The organism is Amycolatopsis sp. NPDC114504 (assembly GCF_055633595.1).
In genome coordinates this window covers 375,473-393,099 of the sequence record NZ_JBVKDU010000004.1, presented here as the reverse complement: position 1 = coordinate 393,099, position 17,627 = coordinate 375,473, and the positions used below count along the sequence as shown (strand labels likewise).

Annotated in this window: 16 protein-coding genes; 7 read left to right on the top strand and 9 right to left on the bottom strand. The window is 72.3% G+C overall.

Going from position 1 to position 17,627, the window contains the following annotated elements; genetic code table 11:
• Window positions 1–5: 5 nt before the first annotated feature.
• From eno to ACZ7PG_RS31595, 3 genes are all read right to left on the bottom strand, one after another.
• On the bottom strand, window positions 6–1,289 hold the full coding sequence (gene eno / locus ACZ7PG_RS31605) for a phosphopyruvate hydratase (RefSeq protein WP_470242781.1): 1,284 nt from the start codon (window positions 1,287–1,289) through the stop codon (window positions 6–8).
• A gap of 120 nt (window positions 1,290–1,409) precedes the next feature.
• Window positions 1,410–2,978, bottom strand: a complete 1,569-nt coding sequence (locus ACZ7PG_RS31600) for an amidase (RefSeq protein ID WP_470242780.1) — start codon at window positions 2,976–2,978, stop codon at window positions 1,410–1,412.
• Between the two features lie 23 nt (window positions 2,979–3,001).
• Window positions 3,002–3,961: a LysR family transcriptional regulator gene (locus ACZ7PG_RS31595; protein ID WP_470242779.1), complete on the bottom strand. Its 960-nt coding sequence runs from the start codon at window positions 3,959–3,961 to the stop codon at window positions 3,002–3,004.
• A gap of 82 nt (window positions 3,962–4,043) precedes the next feature.
• Here ACZ7PG_RS31595 and ACZ7PG_RS31590 point away from each other — a divergent pair, with 82 nt between their 5' ends.
• From ACZ7PG_RS31590 to ACZ7PG_RS31580, 3 genes are read left to right on the top strand one after another with little or no spacing between them, the layout of a single operon-like run.
• Window positions 4,044–4,742 (top strand): succinate dehydrogenase cytochrome b subunit, encoded by a 699-nt coding sequence (locus ACZ7PG_RS31590; RefSeq protein WP_470242778.1) that lies wholly within the window; start codon window positions 4,044–4,046, stop codon window positions 4,740–4,742.
• Entirely contained in the window at window positions 4,742–6,670 is a 1,929-nt protein-coding gene (locus tag ACZ7PG_RS31585) for a fumarate reductase/succinate dehydrogenase flavoprotein subunit (RefSeq protein ID WP_470242777.1), read from the top strand. Before ACZ7PG_RS31590 ends, ACZ7PG_RS31585 begins: the two co-directional genes overlap by 1 nt.
• Window positions 6,667–7,410 carry a succinate dehydrogenase/fumarate reductase iron-sulfur subunit gene (locus tag ACZ7PG_RS31580; protein WP_470242776.1) on the top strand — a complete coding sequence of 248 codons (744 nt, stop codon included), beginning with the start codon at window positions 6,667–6,669 and terminating at the stop codon, window positions 7,408–7,410. The genes ACZ7PG_RS31585 and ACZ7PG_RS31580 overlap by 4 nt, the downstream gene beginning before the upstream one ends.
• Window positions 7,411–7,442: 32 nt before the next feature.
• Here the strand turns inward: ACZ7PG_RS31580 and ACZ7PG_RS31575 are convergent, their stop codons facing one another.
• Complete coding sequence (locus ACZ7PG_RS31575; protein WP_470242775.1) at window positions 7,443–7,991, bottom strand: DUF1062 domain-containing protein; 549 nt, start codon at window positions 7,989–7,991, stop codon at window positions 7,443–7,445.
• Window positions 7,992–8,176: 185 nt separating this feature from the next.
• Window positions 8,177–10,771: an ATP-binding protein gene (locus ACZ7PG_RS31570; protein ID WP_470242774.1), complete on the bottom strand. Its 2,595-nt coding sequence runs from the start codon at window positions 10,769–10,771 to the stop codon at window positions 8,177–8,179.
• A gap of 83 nt (window positions 10,772–10,854) precedes the next feature.
• On the opposite strand from ACZ7PG_RS31570, the gene ACZ7PG_RS31565 reads away from it, so the two are divergent.
• Both ACZ7PG_RS31565 and ACZ7PG_RS31560 read left to right on the top strand, forming a co-directional pair.
• Window positions 10,855–12,171: an MFS transporter gene (locus tag ACZ7PG_RS31565; protein WP_470242773.1), complete on the top strand. Its 1,317-nt coding sequence runs from the start codon at window positions 10,855–10,857 to the stop codon at window positions 12,169–12,171.
• Window positions 12,114–13,466, top strand: a complete 1,353-nt coding sequence (locus ACZ7PG_RS31560) for a carotenoid oxygenase family protein (RefSeq protein ID WP_470242772.1) — start codon at window positions 12,114–12,116, stop codon at window positions 13,464–13,466. The genes ACZ7PG_RS31565 and ACZ7PG_RS31560 overlap by 58 nt, the downstream gene beginning before the upstream one ends.
• Before the next feature lie 43 nt (window positions 13,467–13,509).
• Here ACZ7PG_RS31560 and ACZ7PG_RS31555 read toward each other — a convergent pair whose 3' ends face one another.
• Together ACZ7PG_RS31555 and ACZ7PG_RS31550 are read right to left on the bottom strand one after the other, a co-directional pair.
• Window positions 13,510–14,070: a class F sortase gene (locus tag ACZ7PG_RS31555; protein WP_470242771.1), complete on the bottom strand. Its 561-nt coding sequence runs from the start codon at window positions 14,068–14,070 to the stop codon at window positions 13,510–13,512.
• A 4-nt stretch (window positions 14,071–14,074) separates the two neighbouring features.
• Window positions 14,075–14,845: a choice-of-anchor P family protein gene (locus ACZ7PG_RS31550; protein ID WP_470242770.1), complete on the bottom strand. Its 771-nt coding sequence runs from the start codon at window positions 14,843–14,845 to the stop codon at window positions 14,075–14,077.
• Window positions 14,846–15,271: 426 nt separating this feature from the next.
• Here ACZ7PG_RS31550 and ACZ7PG_RS31545 point away from each other — a divergent pair, with 426 nt between their 5' ends.
• Window positions 15,272–16,111 (top strand): LLM class F420-dependent oxidoreductase, encoded by an 840-nt coding sequence (locus ACZ7PG_RS31545; protein ID WP_470242769.1) that lies wholly within the window; start codon window positions 15,272–15,274, stop codon window positions 16,109–16,111.
• A gap of 134 nt (window positions 16,112–16,245) precedes the next feature.
• Window positions 16,246–16,542, top strand: coding sequence for a DUF1540 domain-containing protein (locus ACZ7PG_RS31540; RefSeq protein WP_364606988.1), 297 nt, complete (start codon window positions 16,246–16,248; stop codon window positions 16,540–16,542).
• Here ACZ7PG_RS31540 and ACZ7PG_RS31535 read toward each other — a convergent pair.
• The gene (locus tag ACZ7PG_RS31535; protein WP_470242768.1) at window positions 16,532–16,894 is read right to left on the bottom strand and encodes a hypothetical protein; all 363 of its coding nucleotides are present in this window, start codon (window positions 16,892–16,894) and stop codon (window positions 16,532–16,534) included. The genes ACZ7PG_RS31540 and ACZ7PG_RS31535 overlap by 11 nt on opposite strands.
• A gap of 24 nt (window positions 16,895–16,918) precedes the next feature.
• Window positions 16,919–17,515 (bottom strand): SRPBCC family protein, encoded by a 597-nt coding sequence (locus ACZ7PG_RS31530; protein WP_470242767.1) that lies wholly within the window; start codon window positions 17,513–17,515, stop codon window positions 16,919–16,921.
• Window positions 17,516–17,627: the final 112 nt, after the last annotated feature.

The following is a 17,627-nucleotide window of genomic DNA, read 5'->3' as shown; positions in this document are numbered from 1 at the left end:
GCCGATCAGCGGCTGCCGCGGAGGGTGGCGCGGCCGGCGTAGCGCGCTTCGGCGCCCAGCTCCTCCTCGATGCGGATGAGCTGGTTGTACTTGGCCGTGCGGTCGGAGCGGGACAGCGAACCCGTCTTGATCTGGCCGCAGCCGGTGGCGACGGCGAGGTCGGCGATCGTGGTGTCCTCGGTTTCGCCGGAACGGTGCGACATGACGGCCGAGTAGCCCGCCTTGTGCGCGGTGTCGACGGTCAGCAGCGTCTCGGTGAGCGTGCCGATCTGGTTGACCTTGATCAGGATCGAGTTCCCGATGCCGCGGTCGATCCCGTCCTGCAGCAGCTTGACGTTGGTGCAGAAGACGTCGTCGCCGACGAGCTGCACGCGGTCGCCGATGCCGTCGGTGAGCTGCTTCCAGCCGTCGTAGTCGTCCTGTGCGAGGCCGTCCTCGATGGAGACGATCGGGAAGCGCGTGGTCAGGTCGGCGAGGTAGGCGACGTGCTCCTCGACGCTGCGCTTGATGCCCTCGCCGCGGTAGTCGTAGACGCCGTCGGCGTAGAACTCCGACGCGGCCGGGTCGAGCAGCAGCGCGATGTCCTCGCCGGGGGTGTAGCCGCTTTCCTCGATCGCGCGGACGACGAACTCGAGCGCTTCGTCGGCCGAAGCGAGGTTGGGCGCGAAGCCGCCTTCGTCGCCGACGTTGGTGCCGTGGCCGGCCTTCTTCAGCGACGCGCGCAGGGTGTGGAAGACCTCCGAGCCCATCCGCACGGCCTCGGCGAAGGTCTTCGCGCCGACCGGGCCGATCATGAACTCCTGGAAGTCGATCGGGTTGTCGGCGTGCGCGCCGCCGTTGACGATGTTCATCATCGGCATCGGCAGCTGGTGGGCGAAGACGCCGCCGACGTAGCGGTACAGCGGCAGGGTGTTCGCGGCCGCGGCCGCCTTGGCGACGGCCAGGGAGATCCCGAGCGTGGCGTTGGCGCCGACCCGGGCCTTGTTGGGAGTGCCGTCCGCCGCGATCAGGGCGGCGTCGACCTCGGACTGCGCTTCGGCGTTCAGGCCGATGACCGCGTCGGCGAGTTCGGTGTTGACCGCGGTGACGGCCTTGCGGACGCCCTTGCCGTGGTAGCGGGCCTTGTCGCCGTCACGGAGCTCGACCGCCTCCCGCGTGCCGGTGGAGGCACCCGACGGGACGGCGGCCCGGCCCAGCGAGCCGTCCGCCAGCACGACGTCCACCTCGACGGTCGGGTTGCCCCGGCTGTCGAGGACTTCACGACCATGAACACGGGCGATTGCCGTCATTCCAGCTCCTTGAAGATGTTCCCCAGGGGCGCCGGCGGCGCTGCCGTGCGCGGGTCCGCGACGCAGGCTAGCAGAGGGTGACTGAATCGATAAGGCTCACTTCTCGTGGGTGTCGACGGCTCACGAGCCGAGAGTCGGAAGGAAGGCCGGTGCGCGGCGGGCCGGGGCGGCGCGCTCGAACGCTGCCGCGAAGGCGAGGACCCGGGCGTCGGCCCAGCGGCCGGCGAAGAACGACACGCCGATCGGCAGCGGGCCCGCGAAGCCGGCCGGGACCGACACGTTCGGGTAGCCCGCGACGGCCGCCGGGGTCGACGAGCCGAGGACGAACGCGTCGCCGGCGGCGTAGTCCGTCTTCCACGCCGGGCTGTTGGTCGGCGCGACGATCGCGTCCAGGTGCAGCCGCGAGAGCGTCTCGTCGATCGACCGCTGCGCCAGCGAAGTGGCCGTCGCCCGCTGCTGCCGGTACGTCGGGTCGTTCGGACCGGGCGCGGCCGCCGCCTGCTCGAACAGCTCCTGGCCGAACTTCGACAGCTCGACCGGGTCGCGCCGGTTGAACGCGATCAGCTCGTCGAGCGTGGCGGGGTGGCCGGGCCGGTGCGTGAGGTAGGCATTCAGGTCGCGCTTGAACTCGGTCAGCAGCGCCGGCGTCTCGGCGGCGCCGATCTGGTCCTGGTACGGCAGGTCGACGTCGACGACCGTGGCGCCGCGGGCGGTCAGCGTGCGCACGGCGTCGCCGGTGACGCGGTCGACGTCGGCGTCCAGGCCGGCCAGCCGCCACACGCCGATCCGGGCTCCGCGCAGGGCGTCCGGGCGCAGGAGGGCCGCGTAGTCCCGCGGCTGCCCGGCGGGGATCGCCGCCGTGGCGGGGTCGGCCGGGTCGCGGCCCTGCAGCACCGACAGCGTGACGGCGGCATCGACGACGTGACGCGCCATCGGGCCGGCGGTGTCCTGTTCCGCCGAGATCGGCACGACGCCGGTGCGGCTGACGAGCCCGAGTGTCGGCTTCTCGCCGACGACGTCGTTGGCGCCCGCCGGGCACACGATCGAGCCGTCGGTCTCGGTGCCGATCGCGACCTGCGCGAGCGTGGCCGCGACGGCGGCGCCGGAGCCCGACGACGAGCCGCACGGGTTGCGGTCGAGGACGTAGGGGTTGTTCGTCTGGCCGCCGATCCCGGACCAGCCCGACGTCGAATGCGTCGACCGGAAGTTGGCCCACTCGGACAGGTTCGTCTTGCCGAGGATCACCGCACCGCCGCTCCGCAGCCGGTTCACCAGCGCCGCGTCGGCGGCCGGCCGGCTGCGCGGCAGGGCCCGCGAACCCGCGGTCGCCGGCTGCGCGCGCGTGTCGATGTTGTCCTTGAGCAGCACCGGGATCCCGTCCAGCTGCCCGAGCGTGTGGTGCGCGCGGCGGCGGGCGTCGCTGGCGGCGGCGGCGCGGAGCGCGCCCGGGTCGACGGCGACGACCGAGTGGACCTTGCCGTCGACGGCGTCGATGCGGTGGAGGTAGGCCGTGGTCAGCCGGACGGCGGTGAGGCCACCGTGGTCCATCCGCTGCTGGAGTTCGGGAATGGTGGCGGCGTCGAGGTCGAAACCCAGGCCGGTGGAAGCGGCGGCGGGGACCGGGGCCACGAGGGAACCGGCGAGGACGACGAGCACGGCGGCCGAGCGCAGACGATTCACGGCGTCCATGGCACTCCGGAACGCCCCCGCGGTCAACCCTCCGTTGGTCGGGCACCCCCTCTGCCCGGAAGGACTCTGTCCACAAGGGACTCGATACCGGGCGGGAGGCTCGCGCGGTCGGCCACGAACCCGACGATCGCGGTGCGCAGCGCGCGCACGGCCCGGGTGGGCTCGACCTCCTTGCGGTAGGCCAGCTGCACGATCCGGGTCATGCCCGCTTCCGGCGCGAAGCGGGTCATCAGGAAGCGCTCACCCGCCACGGTGCTCGGGACGACCGCGGACCCGACACCGGCGCGCACCAGCTCCAGCACAGCGTCCATCTCGCCGCCCTCGATCGCGAACGACGGCTCGAACCCGGCCGCGCGGCAGGCGTTGACCGTCGCCTCCCGGACGTCGTAGCCGCGGCGGAACATCACCAGCGGGACGTCGGCGAGCTCACGGACGTCGATCCGGGCCTTCCGAACAGGCGCGTCCACGGGGGAGATCACGACCAGCTCCTCCAGCAGCAGCGGTGTCGCCGCCAGGTGGGGGTCGCCGGACATCCGGGCACCGGCCAGCAGGGCCAGGTCCAGCGCACCTTCGGCCAGCCGCTGCCGGAGGTCGCCCGACCCGCTTTCGTGCAGCTCCAGCTGGATGCCCGGGTACCGGCGGCGGAACGCCGAGAGCATCGCGGGCAGCAGGCCGGTGCACAGGCTGGGCGGCGCGCCGAGCCGCACGCGGCCGCGGTCGAGCTCGTCCAGCTCCCGGATCGCGAGCCGCGCGGACTCGGTCTCCGCCAGGATCCGCCGCGCGATCGGCAGCAGGACCTCGCCGGCTTCGGTGAGCGAGACGTTGCCGCGGATCCGGTGGAACAACGGCGCGCCCAGGTCGTGTTCGAGCGTGCGGATCTGCTGGGACAGCGAGGGTTGCGCGACCCGCATCTCTTCGGCGGCGCGGGTGAAGTGTCGGTGCTCCGCGACGGCCACGAAGTAGGCGAGCTGGTGCAGCTGCATGACCCCACGATAGCTGTTCACTATCGAATGCAGAGCTATCATGTCTTTGACCTCTGGTGAAACCGCTCTTACCGTCGATCGGGTGGTAACTGACCTCGAGCGCCGTTCGACCGTCCGCCGGTTCTGGGACTCGACGATCGGCAAGAAGATCGTCATGGCGGTGAGCGGCGCGCTCCTGCTCGCGTTCGTGTTCGCGCACATGGTCGGCAACCTCAAGACGTTCCTCGGTGCCGACGACCTCAACCACTACGCGCACTGGCTGCGGACCATCGGCGAGCCGGTCCTGCACTACGCCTGGTTCCTCTGGATCCAGCGCGTGGTCCTGCTGATCGCGCTCGTCCTGCACGTCACGGCGGCGGTGCAGCTGGTCCGGCGGGACCTCCGGGCGCGGCCGGTGGCCTACGTCCACCGGCGGCCGGTGCGCGCGACCTTCGCGGTGCGCACGATGCGCTGGGGCGGCGCGACGCTGGCGGTGTTCGTCGTCTGGCACATCCTCGACTTCACCGTGGGCACCGTGAACCGGGACTTCGTGCCCGGTGACCCGTACCACAGCCTCGTCGCGGACTTCCAGGTCTGGTGGGTCAACGTGATCTACCTCGTGGCGCTCGCCATGCTGGGTCTGCACATCCACCACGGCTTCGCGAGCGCCGCGCGCACCCTGGGCGTCACCAGCGCGCGGCGGGAACGGGCGATCAAGATCCTCGGCAGCACGACGGCGGTCGTGATCGCGGGCGGCTACGCGCTCGTCCCGGTCGCGATCATGACGGGACTGGTGGACTGATGTCCGACTACGTGCAGGGCGACCCGATCGCCGACACCAAGGTACCCGCGGTCGCACTGGAGAACCGCTGGGACGAACGGAAGTTCGCCGCGAAGCTGGTGAACCCGGCGAACCGGCGCAAGCACCGCGTGATCGTCGTGGGCACCGGGCTCGCCGGCGGGTCGGCCGGCGCGACGCTGGCCGAGCAGGGCTACCACGTCGTCCAGTTCTGCTTCCAGGACTCGCCGCGGCGCGCGCACTCGGTGGCCGCGCAGGGCGGGATCAACGCGGCGAAGAACTACCGCAACGACGGCGACTCGGTGTACCGCCTCTTCTACGACACGGTGAAGGGCGGCGACTTCCGGTCGCGGGAGTCCAATGTGTACCGGCTGGCCCAGGTCTCGGCGCAGATCATCGACCAGGCCGTGGCGCAGGGCGTGCCGTTCGCACGGGAGTACGGCGGCCTGCTCGACACCCGGTCGTTCGGGGGCGTGCAGGTGCAGCGGACGTTCTACGCGCGCGGCCAGACGGGGCAGCAGCTGCTGATCGGCGCCTACCAGGCGCTGTCCCGGCAGATCGACGCCGGGAACGTCGAGCTGCACCCGCGCACGGAGATGCTCGACCTGGTCGTCGTCGACGGCCGGGCGCGCGGCATCGTCGCGCGCGACCTGGTGACCGGGGAGATCGAGACGCACCTCGCCGACGCCGTCGTCCTCGCGACCGGCGGCTACGGCAACGTCTTCTACCTCTCGACCAACGCCAAGGGCTCCAACGCGACGGCGATCTGGCGCGCGCACAAGCGCGGCGCGTACTTCGCGAACCCGTGCTTCACCCAGATCCACCCGACGTGCATCCCGCGGTCGGGCGAGCACCAGTCGAAGCTGACGCTGATGAGCGAGTCGCTGCGCAACGACGGCCGGATCTGGGTGCCGAAGCTGAAGGGGGACGAGCGGCCGCCGGGGGAGATCCCCGAGGACGAGCGCGACTACTACCTCGAACGGCTGTACCCGAGCTTCGGCAACCTGGTACCGCGGGACATCGCCTCGCGCGCGGCGAAGAACGTGTGCGACGCCGGTTTCGGCGTCGGTCCCGGCGGCCTGGGCGTCTACCTGGACTTCGCCGACGCGATCGAGCGCATGGGCCGCCCGGCGATCGAAGCCCGCTACGGCAACCTCTTCGACATGTACCAGCGCATCACGGCGGAGGACCCCTACCGGACGCCGATGCGGATCTACCCGGCCATCCACTACACGATGGGCGGGCTGTGGGTGGACTACGACCTGCAGAGCACGATCCCCGGGCTGTTCGTCATCGGGGAGGCCAACTTCTCCGACCACGGCGCCAACCGGCTCGGCGCGTCGGCGCTGATGCAGGGTCTCGCCGACGGCTACTTCGTGCTCCCGGCGACCCTCAACGACTACCTCGGCGGCACCATTCTGGAGTCGGTGTCCCCGCAGCACAACGAGGTCACGCGGGTGGAAACCGAGGTGCGCGACCGGATATCGCGGCTGCTCTCCGTTCGGGGGACGCGCTCGGTCGACTCGTTCCACCGCGAGCTGGGCCTGCTGATGTGGGACCACTGCGGGATGTCCCGCAGCCGTGAGGGCCTGCGCAAGGCCTTGGACCGGATCCCGGGGCTGCGCGCGGAGTTCTGGCGGGACGTCCGCATCCCCGGCGTCGCGGGCGAGCTGAACCAGGAGCTGGAGAAGGCGAACCGGGTGGCGGACTTCCTGGAGCTGGCCGAGCTGCTGCTGATCGACGCGCTCGCGCGGGAGGAGTCCTGCGGCGGGCACTTCCGCGAAGAACACCAGACCGCCGACGGCGAGGCTCTGCGCGACGACGAGCACTTCTCGTACGTCGCGGCGTGGGAGTACGGCGAGAAACCCGTGCTGCATCGCGAAGAACTCGTCTTCGACCACGTTCACCCGACCCAGCGGAGCTACACGTGAAACTCACCGTCCGCATCTGGCGGCAGGCCGGCCCGGCCACCGAGGGCCGGCTGGTGTCCTACCCGGTCGACGACCTCAGCCCGGACATGTCCTTCCTCGAGCTGCTGGACGTGCTCAACCAGGAGCTGATCGCGAACGGCGAAGAGCCGGTGGCCTTCGACCACGACTGCCGCGAGGGCATCTGCGGCTCGTGCGGCGTCGTGATCAACGGGCAGGCGCACGGCCCGGAACGCACGACGTCCTGCCAGCTGCACCTGCGGTCGTTCGAAGACGGCGACGTCGTCGACGTGGAACCCTGGCGGGCCAAGGGGTTCCCGGTGATCAAGGACCTGGTCGTCGACCGGTCGGCGCTCGACCGGATCGTCCAGGCGGGCGGGTACGTCAGCGCCCCGACGGGCAGCGCCCCGGACGCCCACGCGACACCGGTGCCCAAGCCGGACGCGGACCTGGCGTTCGACAACGCGACGTGCATCGGCTGCGGCGCCTGCGTGGCCGCCTGTCCCAACGGCTCGGCGACGCTGTTCACCGCGGCGAAGGTGACCCACCTGAGCCTGCTGCCGCAGGGACAGCCGGAACGCGCCCGCCGGGTGCTGGACATGGTGGACGCGATGGACGCGGAGGGCTTCGGCGGCTGCACGAACACCGGTGAGTGCGTGGCGTCGTGCCCGAAGGGGATCCCGTTCGCGAGCATCGCGAGCCTCAACCGGGAGTTCCGGAAGGCGAGCCGCTCGGGTCGGTGAGCGGCTCGCCTTCCGGGTTCAGCGTTCGGCGTTCAGCGTTTCAGTGTGAAGGTGAAGTCGCCGGAGAGCTTGCCGCTCAGCCGGACCGCCGAAACCACCCTCCCTTCGGTGATCAGCCGCTCCACCTCGGCCCGCGAAAGACCGCACCCTTCGGCGATCAGCCGCGCGGGCCGGACCGGGATCGGCGCGGCGAAGCGGACCGCGACGTCGATCACCTCGCGGTCCCGCAGGTCCACTCCGCCGGTCTCGAGGCGCCAGGCGCCTTCCCAGTCGAGGGCGATGTGGTTGCGGCGTCGCAGCACCGGGTCCCGGAGCAGCTCGGCGGCCAGGCCGGGATCGTTTTCGTGCAACCGGTCCAGCAGTGCGGGCCGGACGGAGCGCACGTTCACGCGGTCCAGGACCGTGAGCTTCACGGTGTCCCCGCACTCGGTGCAGAGCGCGAGGAGCCAGGCGTCGAGGAGCTTGTGGTTGGCGTTGACGCGAAACTTCCCGCTCGTCCGGAAGCGTTCGGCCGCGCAGACGTGGCAACGGCGGAGGACGAGCGGCAGGCAGGTGGGGATGACCACCCAGTTTTCGAGCACAGCAAATACACCCGTTCCAGTGAGAAATCCGCAGCAAGAAGAAGCGCGGCGCACAGCGCGACGCGCGACGATTCAGCACTCGGGAGGTCTCACAGGGTGTACAACGGCGGGCCCTTCGGCAGGCGGCGGAGTTCGTAGCACCGTAGTGGCGCACCGCGGTGCGGCTCCACCGGTTTTCCGGCGCCCTAGCGCAGGGGCAGGTCCCGCAGCTGACGCCGGGACGTGATGCCGAGCTTGCGGAAGATGTTGCGCAGGTGGGCGTCGACGGTCCGCGGGCTGACGAACAGCGTCGCGGCGACCTCTTTGGACGTGGCGCCCTCCGCGACCAGGCGGGCGATGTGCACTTCCTGGACCGTGAGGGCGTCCGACGCCGGGGCCGAGCGGCTGCGGGCGCGTTCCCCGGTGGCCCGCAGTTCGCCCGCCGCCCGGGCGGCGAAGGCTTCCGCGCCTAGCTCCGTCAGGATTTCGTGGGCCCGGCGCAGTTCGGCCCGGGCGTCACGGCGTCTTCCCCGGCGGCGCAGCCATTCCCCGTAGACGAGGTGGGCGCGCCCGGCGCTGACCGCCATCGGGCTCGCGGCCAGCAGCGAGACCGCCTGCCGGTACGCGTCTTCGTCGTCGTGGACGAGGGCGCGTGCGTACGCTTCGATGCCCCGCCCCCAGGAGTTCGTGCCCGCGCGTCCGGTCAGAGCCGCGAGCGCGGTGCGGGCCTCGTCCGCGGAGCCGCCGCGGACGGCCGCTTCGACCAGTTCGGGCAGGGCCAGGCCCGCGAGGCCGAGATCGCCGCTCGCGACGGCCTCCCGAGCCGCCGCCAGCGCCGCGGGGTAGTCGGCTAGGCCGTTGTTCAGGACGGCGGCCGCGTACCGGACGCTCAGGCTCATGTGCGGCCCGACCTCGGCGAACAGCTCCTCGGCGGCTTCGCGCCGGCCGCGCAGCGCCGCCAGGTGCAGGCGTGGGTAGACCAGGGGAGCGGCGCCGGTGGCCTCCGCGATCGCCTCCTCCTCGGAGACCATCGCCTTGGCCGCCCCGAAGTCCCCGGCGTGGGTGGTGAAGGTGGCGAGCATGGCCAGCCCGATCGGCAGCCGGTGGAAGGACCCGGACTCGCGGCCGGCCGCGGTGACCCGCGCGGCGATGGCGTGCATGGCGTCGGCGTCCCACAGCTCGACCGCGAGCAGGTAGCCCAGCGTGGGCCAACGCTCCCACGCCGGGTCGGTGCTCTCGGCCACGATCGCGCGCAGCGCCGCGGCCCGGTGGCCCTGGCCGGCCAGGGCCACCACGCCGTCCAGCACGACGTCGGTGCCGGTGGTGAGCCCGGGCGCGGGCGGGGCGGTCCGCGCGGCGTCGAGGACCGCGTCGAGGCCACCGGTCAGCACGCCCATCTCGAGGGCGTCCACGAGGATCGCGCGTGCTTCGCCCGGCTCCTTGTCCGCGAGCCGGGCGGCGGCGCGGAGCAGGTGTTCGGTCGGGACGTCGTCGCCGCGGAACCGGGCGAACGAAAGCCGGCCGCGCAGGAGGTCGGCGCGCGGATCGTCCGGATCCGCGGTGGTCAGCAGCTCGGCGGCGACGTCGAAGTCCCCGGCCGACAGCTTGGCCTCGGCCGCGGCCAGGACCCGCTCGGCCCGCCGTCCCGGGTCGACGGTCAGCGCCGCCGCTCGTTCCAGGAACGCCGCCGCGGCGGCCACCCCGCCACGGGCCTGTGCGCGGGCCGCCGAATCGCCGAGGGCCGCGGCGACGTCTTCGTCGGGCCCGGCGCAGGCCCGCGCGCGGTGCCAGGCGACGCGGTCGGGGTCGGTGAGCGGGTCGCTGACCCGCGCCAACGCGTCGTGAGCTTGCCGGCGTTGCGTCTCGGTCGCGGCCCGGTAGACCGCCGAGCGGGCCAGCGGGTGCGTGAACCGGACGCGGGTGCCGAACTCGACCAGCGGGACGTCGGCCGGCGCCTCGATGCCCAGGAGCTCCGCCGCCCGCCACAGCAGGCCCGGATCGCCGACCGGCTCGGCGGCGGCCACGGTCAGCAGCAGCCGGACCTGAGGGGGCAGGCCTTCGAGCCGGGCCTGGAAGCTCCGTTCGGCGGCGGCCGGGGCGGGCAGGCCGAAGCCGCCGGCCAGCCCGGTCAGTCCGGCCGTCGCGGCCAGCTCCACCAGGGCGAGGGGGTTGCCGCGAGCCTCGGCCAGGACGCGATCGCGGACGCGGTCGTCCCACGGCGCCCGGATCTCGCGGTCCAGCAGGGCCCGCGCCGCCGCCTCCCCGAGCGGCTGGACGTCCACAGTGGACAGAGCGGTGAGCTCGGCCGGGCTCTCGCGCGCGGCGAAGACGATCGCCACGCGCTCGGCGGCCACCCGGCGGGCCACGAACGCCAGCGCCCGCGCCGAGGCGCGGTCCAGCCAGTGGGCGTCGTCGACCAGGCACAGCAGCGGCCGGTCGTGCTCCAGCAGCAGGCCGAGGGTCGCCACGCCGGCCAGGAAGGGGTCGGGCGTGCCGGTGTCCATCCCGAACGCGATCCGCAGCGCCGTGCGGTGCGGGGCCGGGAGCGCGTCGAGGTGCGCCAATACGGGCACGCACAGCTGGTGCAGCGCCGAGTACGGCAGCTCGGTCTCGAACTCGGCCCCGGCGGCGCGCACGACGAGGAACTCCGGCGCGGCGCCGGCGAGTCGCGTCAGCAGGGCGCTCTTGCCGATCCCCGCCTCACCACGCACCACGACGGCACCCCCGCGCGACCGCCGCGCGTCGTCGAGCAGTTCCTGGAGCCGCGCCGTCTCGCGGCGTCGTCCGAGCAGTGCGTCCATAGGCCACCGAGGATGCCCGAAGATCCGCGGCTAGGCGAAAACCACCGACGCGAACGAGCCGCCCCGGCCGCGACGCTGGCGGCATGGGAACGCGATGGCTGCCACTGGCCGCACTGGCGACGGCCCAGTTCCTCGTGGTGCTCAGCACGTCGATCGTCAACGTGTGCCTGCCGGCGATCCGCGCGGGGCTGGGCCTGTCGGGAACCGGGCTGTTCTGGGTGGTCAACGCCTACGTGCTGACGTTCGGGGCGTTGCTGCTCCCGGGCGGGCGGCTCGGCGACGTGGCCGGCCTGCGCCGGATCTTCCTTGCCGGCGCGAGCCTCTTCGCGGCGTCGTCGCTGGTCGCGGCGCTCGCGCCGGGTGCGGCCGTGCTGATCGCGGCGCGCTCGCTGCAGGGACTCGGCGCCGCCCTCCTGGCCCCGACGGCGCTGGCGCTGGCCCTGCGCCGCTACGACGCACCGCGGGAGCGGGGTGTCGCGCTCGCGGTCTGGGGCGCGGTGTCGGGGGCGGGCGGAGCGGCGGGCGTCCTGCTCGGCGGTGCGCTCACCGGCTTCTTCGGCTGGCGCTCGGTGTTCGTCCTGCTCGTGCCGGCGGCACTGGCGGTCGTGGTGGCGGTGTGGCGGCTGGTCGAGCCGGTCTCCGCCGCCGGCGGACGGCTCGGGGTGGCGAGCACGGCCACCGCCGCTCTCGGTCTTCTCGCCCTCACCTACGGGCTTTCGGGCCCGTGGCCGGTGGCCGCGGCGGGAGCCGGGTTGCTCGCCGCGTTCGCCGTCCTCCAGCGGCGCGTGGCCGACCCGCTGCTCCCGCCGCGGCTGGCGCGGGTGGCGTGGCCGAACCTGCTGATGACGCTGCTCGGCGCGATCTGGCTGGGGCTGTTCTACTTCCTGCCGCTCTACCAGCAGCACGCGCTCGGCTACGGGCCGCTGGAGATCGGGCTGACCCAGCTCCCGCTGGCCGTGCTGATCATGACGTCGTCGTGGGCGGCCGTCCGGCTCACCCGGCGGATCGTCCTGCCCGCGGGCCTGCTCGTGCTCGCGGTGGGGCTCGCGTGGCTGGCCCGGGCGCCCGCCGGCGGGACGTTCCTCGCCGACCTCCTCGGCCCGACGCTGCTCATCGGCGCCGGGATGGGCGTCGCGTTCGTCCGCATCACCGCCCTGGCCTCGGCCGGCGTGCCGCCGGAGGACAGCGGCCTGGCCGGCGGGCTGGTCAACGCGACCCGCCAGCTCGGCGGCGCCGTCGGCCTCGCGTTCCTCACCCTGCTCCCGACCGCCGGCGTGGTCTTCCTGACCTGCGCCGGCCTGGCCCTGCTCACGTCCGCGCTCTCCGGAAAGGCGAACCCGCCATGGACCTCCCCAAGCCCTACCTCACCGGCCACTACCACCCGGCCCCCGACGAGCTGACCGCGGTCGACCTGACCGTCCACGGCACGCTGCCGCCCGAGCTCACCGGCCGGTACTTCCGCAACGGCCACAACCCGAAGCCCGGCGTGACGCCCACGCACTGGTTCCGCGGCGCGGGCATGCTGCACGGCATCCGCCTCGCCGGCGGCCGCGCCGAGTGGTACCGCAACCGGTGGGTGAAGACGCCGTTCCTCGACGGCGTGCCGTTCACCGGCACCGAGCTCGAAGTCAGCGCCGCCGCGACGAACATCATCTTCCACGGCGGCAGGTACCTCGCCCTGCAGGAGGCCAACCTGCCGTGGGAGGTGACCGGCGAGCTGGAGACGGTCGGCGTCCACGACTTCGGCGGCAAGCTCACCAGCGCGATGACCGCGCACCCGAAGGTCGACCCGGTCACCGGCGAGCTGCACTTCTTTTCCTACAGCCCGTTTCCGCCGTTCCTCGTCTACCACGTGGCGGACGCGGCGGGGGAGATCGTCCGCACCACGACGGTCGACGGCGCCGGCCCGTCGCTGATGCACGACTTCGCGATCACCCGTGACCACGCGGTGTTCCTGCACTCGCCGGTCGTCTTCGACCACGCCGAGCAGTCCGGCATCCCGTACCGCTGGCACGACGACGCGCCGCTGCGCATCGGCGTGCTCCCGCGCCGCGAGCCCGGCGACGTCCGGTGGTTCGACATCGACAGCCGGGGTGCGATCCTGCACGTCTCCAACGCCTACGTCGACGCCCGCGGCCGCGTTGTCCTCGAATGCCCGCGGTTCGACCGCTCGGCGTGGGAGTCGTCGTGGAAGTGGTGGGTCGGCGCGCCCGGGTACGCCGACACACCCGCCATCGGGAGCACCTTCCACCGCTGGATCCTCGACCCGGCCACCGGCCGCGCGACCGAGGAGCGGCTGGACGACCTGGTGACCGAGTTCCCCGCGATCAACGACGACCACACCGGGGCCGAATCCCGCTACAGCTACGCGATCGGGTTCCCGGGCGCGGGGCTGATGGACTACCACACGGTCAAGTTCGACACCCGGACCGGCGAGCGGCAGCTCTACGACCACGGCCCGGGCCGCATGCCCGGTGAAGCGGTCTTCGCGCCCGCCGCCGGGGCGACGCGCGAGGACGACGGCTACCTGCTGACGATCGTCAGCGACATCCGGACCGACTCGTCCCAGCTGCTCGTGCTGGACGCGTCCGATCTCACCAAGCCGGCGGTGGCCGCCGTCGACCTGCCCCAGCGGGTGCCGGCCGGCATCCACGGGCACTGGATCCCCGAAGAGACCCGAGGAGAACTGACGTGAAGCTGCTGGACGGACGTCGACGTCCTGCTGACCCAGCTCGGCGTCACTTCTTGAGCTTGGCGTACACGATCACGTTGTCGAGGTAGTTCCGGTTCGCCGCGTCGTACTTGCCACCGCAGGTGATCAGGCGCAGCTCGGCGTCGGAAGTGTTGCCGTACACGGCTTCCGTCGGGAACTCCTTCTTCGCGATCTGGTCGACCTTCGTCACCTCGAACGTCAGCTTCCCGCCGTCGGCGCGGTCGACGTGCACGGGATCGCCCGGCTTCAGCTCGTGCAGCCGCCAGAAGATGCCCTTGCGGTGGTCGCCGTCGATGTGGCCGAGGATCACCGCGGGCCCGATCTCACCGGGCGTCGGGCCGTACTCGTACCAGCCGGCCTGCAGCGGCTGGTCGACCGGCGGCACCTCCACGGTGCGGTCCGGGTTGAGCCCGAGCGACACCAGCGTCGACTTCGCGTCGATCGCGGGGACGTCGAGCGCGGTCGGCAGGGACCGCGTCACCGCGGCAGCGGGTGCCGGCGGCGGGGCGGCGGTGGGAGTCGCCGTCGCGCCGCAACCGGCGAGCAGCAGCGCGGAGACGACGACGAGGAGTGCGCGGCGCAGCATCGCCTCAGCCCTCGGTGGCGAGGCTGCCGTCGCCGGTCTGCGGGGCACCGGCGGGGACGACGACGACCTGCCCGGGCCCGGTCGGGCGCGGCGGCGCCTCGGGGGCGCGTTCCTTCGACGGGCCGCAGGTGACGGAGGCGAGCTTGACGTCGCCGCTGCCGAGCGCGCCGGTGGCCTTGCCGCCGAGCAGCTTGACGTGCAGGGCCGTCACTTCGAGGGAGCCGTCGTAGCGCTGGAGCTGCTCGTTGACGATCACCTCGGCGACGCCGGGGATGCCGAGGTGCTGGTTGGGCGAGGTGGCGGCGGGCAGCGTGCCGAGCCGGCCGAGGTTGACGCCGGCGAGGTCGCTGCTGCCGGTGACGTGCCCGTCGGCCGACGCGCAGCGGGCGCTGATCAGCCGGATCGACGGAACGCGCCCGGCGGCCGCGGCGAGCAGCGGCAGCGTCACCTCGGCGACGCTCGCCTTGGCGGCCACGGACCCGGCGCCGCCGATGACGGAGCTGCTGATGGCCTTGGCGGTGACGAGCCCCTTGAGCGGGACGTCGGCGACGCTCGCCTCGGCGGGGCCGGCGCTGCTCGACTCGGCCAGCTGCCCGGTGTCGACGGTGATGCCCTTGCCCTCGGTGAGAACGCCGGGCAGCAGGGTGACACTCGCGGACGCGCCGAAGGCGGACCCGGTGACGGCGTCGCCGGCGGTGGCGACGCCGGTGGTCCCGGCGAGGACGGCGACGGTCACCCCGGCCAGGCTCCCGGCTCGGAGCAGGGTCGTGCGCATGAAGAAAGTCCTTTCGCCGCAAGGGAAAACAGGGAGACGCCGCAACGGGACACAGCCCGGCGGCGGGGGAAGCTCGGCCACGCTACCAAAATCGCTACGCCGGGCAAGGAATCGTTGCGGCGACGGGGTTCTCGGCGGTTCGCGAAACGTGATCTTCGGTTTCGGGGACGACACGAACCGGTCACCCGGGGGTGCGGATTTTCCGAATCCGCCGACGCGGAGTAGTGCACGCTGCGGCATTCGAGGCGGTTTGCCGGGCGATCAGACACAGAAGGGTGATTACCTGGACGGGCGGCGGCGAACACTCACAGTGATGTGACCACCACGGATGTTTGCCGTCGCTCACGCCCGGTACGGACCATGGTCCCCTCGCCCCGGATCGAGTGATCACCGTCCTGGAGGAACTCCAGGTTTACGATCGCGATCATGCGATTCGCCATCAAAACCTCGCCCCAGAACACCGAGTGGGCGGACATGCTCGCCGTGTGGCAGGCCGCCGACGAGATCGACGTGTTCGAGTCCGGCTGGACCTTCGACCACTTCTACCCCATCTTCTCCGATTCGACCGGGCCGTGCCTGGAAGGCTGGGTCACGCTCACCGCGCTCGCGCAGGCCACCAAGCGCCTCCGGCTGGGCACGCTGGTCAGCGGGATCCACTACCGCCACCCGGCGCTGCTCGCGAACATGGCCGCGACCCTCGACATCGTTTCGGGCGGCCGCCTCGAAATCGGCATCGGCGCCGGCTGGAACGAAGAGGAGTCCGGCGCCTACGGCATGGAGCTCGGCTCGGTCAAGGAACGCAGCGACCGCTTCGAAGAGGGCTGCGAGGTGCTCGTCGGCCTGCTGACCCAGGAGACGACGATGTTCCAGGGCCGGTACTACCAGCTGGCCGACGCGCGCAACGAGCCGAAGGGTGTGCAGAAGCCGCACCCGCCGATCTGCATCGGCGGCAGCGGCGAGAAGCGCACCCTGCGCACGGCCGCGAAGTACGCCCAGCACTGGAACTTCGTCGGCGGCACGCCCGAGGAGTTCGCCCACAAGCGCGAGGTGCTGCACCGCCACTGCGCGGACATCGGCCGCGACCCGGCCGAGATCACGCTGTCCTCGCACGTCCGCCTCGGCCCGGACGGCGACTACGCCAAGGTCGCCGCCGAAGCGGAGGCACTCGGCGAAGCGGGCCTCGACCTCGCGATCGTGTACCTGCCGCCGCCGCACACCCCGGCCGTGCTGGAACCGCTGGCGAAGGCCCTGGAACCGTTGCGCTGACCGACACCGCGGAAACTCACCCGGGCGTGCGGAGTGGATCACCCGGCCGAGTTGCGGCGAATTGCGCGACCCCGGACCCGGTGGCAGCGTCGGGAAATCCGAACTGTTTCCCACCACGGATCCAGGAGTCACGCATGACCACCACCGAGATGCCCGCCGTCCACGAATGCACCGTCAGCGGTTGTTCCTACAACCACGACGGCTGCCACGCCTTCGCGATCACCGTCGGCGGCGACAACGGGTCCGCCGACTGCGGCACCTTCGTGCCGCTGAACACGAAGGGCGGCCTCGACCGCGTCGTGGCCCAGGTCGGTGCCTGCTCGCGGGCCGACTGCCGGCACAACTCGTCGCTGGAGTGCACGGCTTCGAGTGTCCGGGTCGGACCGGGCGAGGGCGCGCACTCCGCCAACTGCCTCACCTTCACGAAGTAGCGGCTCCCGGCGCCGGTCGGTTCTCGACCGGCGCCGCGGTGCGCCGCCGCACGAGGTGCAGCCCGGCGGCGGCCACGACGCCCGCCACCGTGATCACTCCGGTGGCCACCGGGCTCAAGGACTTCGACAGGCTCGGTGCCGTGCTCGGCCCGAGCAGCCAGACCGCCAGCGGGATGACGTAAGCCGCCCCCGCCAGAGCGCCCCACCAGCGGGCCGCCCGCGATCGCAGGGTGCGGGCCAGCACGATCGCGACCGGGATGCCGGCGATCAGCGCGAACTGGCCGAGGACGAAGATCGGGAACGCCCAAGCCGCGACGAGCACGGCCGTCGACGGGCGAGTGGGTGCAGTCATCGTCTGCTCCTTCGGGTTCCGGTGTCAGCAGTGGGCTTCGGCGGCGGTCTTGAGGTCGGCCAGCCAGCGGTCGAGGCCGGGCGCGAGGTACTTGATGGCCGTGGCGGGGTCGGCCTCGATCTGGGCGCCCGTCCAGCTCTCCTCGGTGCGCACGACGACGCCGCCGCGAACCGGCATGAACGTCCAGACGTGGACGCCCCGGTCGATGCTCAGTCCCTCGCCGATCGCCGGGCCGGTCCAGCGGATGCACCGCTCGGGCTGGACCTGGCCGACGGTGGACGTGATGACGAGCGTCGTGGCGGGGGAGGAGGGCGTCGCCGGGGCGGGCGTCGTCCAGCGGAACCGCGAACCCGGGTGCAGGGGACCGGGGTCGAGCCGCTTGACGCTCGTGACCGCGGCCTGCCAGGCCGGCCACTCCTCGACGCCGGTCTGGACCTTCCACACGGTGGTCGGCGGCGCCTTGACGAACGTCTCGGTCCCGTAGTGCAGCTGCGCGGCGGGATCGATGCCCTGACCGCGGCAGGTCAGCGGGCTCGGGGTGGCCGCGTCCGCCGGGGCGGCGGCGACCAGGGCCGCGGCGGCCAGGGGGACGGCGAGCAGGGCGCGGGTGGTCTTGAGCATGACGGCTGTCCTCGTTCGTTAGTAGCTGTTGCTGTAGTTAGAAGCTATAACCACAACGCGCTTAGTGTCAATAAGAAAAGTGATAGCCTCTAACCAACGGGAAGGAGCCGCT

What these genes read in the sequence shown, in the direction of transcription:
- eno (WP_470242781.1), bottom strand. Translation starts at nt 1,289, where the DNA reads ATGACGGCAATCGCCCGTGTTCATGGTCGTGAAGTCCTCGACAGCCGG.
- ACZ7PG_RS31600 (WP_470242780.1), bottom strand. Translation starts at nt 2,978, where the DNA reads ATGGACGCCGTGAATCGTCTGCGCTCGGCCGCCGTGCTCGTCGTCCTC.
- ACZ7PG_RS31595 (WP_470242779.1), bottom strand. Translation starts at nt 3,961, where the DNA reads ATGCAGCTGCACCAGCTCGCCTACTTCGTGGCCGTCGCGGAGCACCGA.
- ACZ7PG_RS31585 (WP_470242777.1), top strand. Translation starts at nt 4,742, where the DNA reads ATGTCCGACTACGTGCAGGGCGACCCGATCGCCGACACCAAGGTACCC.
- ACZ7PG_RS31570 (WP_470242774.1), bottom strand. Translation starts at nt 10,771, where the DNA reads ATGGACGCACTGCTCGGACGACGCCGCGAGACGGCGCGGCTCCAGGAA.
- ACZ7PG_RS31565 (WP_470242773.1), top strand. Translation starts at nt 10,855, where the DNA reads ATGGGAACGCGATGGCTGCCACTGGCCGCACTGGCGACGGCCCAGTTC.
- ACZ7PG_RS31560 (WP_470242772.1), top strand. Translation starts at nt 12,114, where the DNA reads ATGGACCTCCCCAAGCCCTACCTCACCGGCCACTACCACCCGGCCCCC.
- ACZ7PG_RS31555 (WP_470242771.1), bottom strand. Translation starts at nt 14,070, where the DNA reads ATGCTGCGCCGCGCACTCCTCGTCGTCGTCTCCGCGCTGCTGCTCGCC.
- ACZ7PG_RS31550 (WP_470242770.1), bottom strand. Translation starts at nt 14,845, where the DNA reads ATGCGCACGACCCTGCTCCGAGCCGGGAGCCTGGCCGGGGTGACCGTC.
- ACZ7PG_RS31545 (WP_470242769.1), top strand. Translation starts at nt 15,272, where the DNA reads ATGCGATTCGCCATCAAAACCTCGCCCCAGAACACCGAGTGGGCGGAC.
- ACZ7PG_RS31540 (WP_364606988.1), top strand. Translation starts at nt 16,246, where the DNA reads ATGACCACCACCGAGATGCCCGCCGTCCACGAATGCACCGTCAGCGGT.
- ACZ7PG_RS31535 (WP_470242768.1), bottom strand. Translation starts at nt 16,894, where the DNA reads ATGACTGCACCCACTCGCCCGTCGACGGCCGTGCTCGTCGCGGCTTGG.
- ACZ7PG_RS31530 (WP_470242767.1), bottom strand. Translation starts at nt 17,515, where the DNA reads ATGCTCAAGACCACCCGCGCCCTGCTCGCCGTCCCCCTGGCCGCCGCG.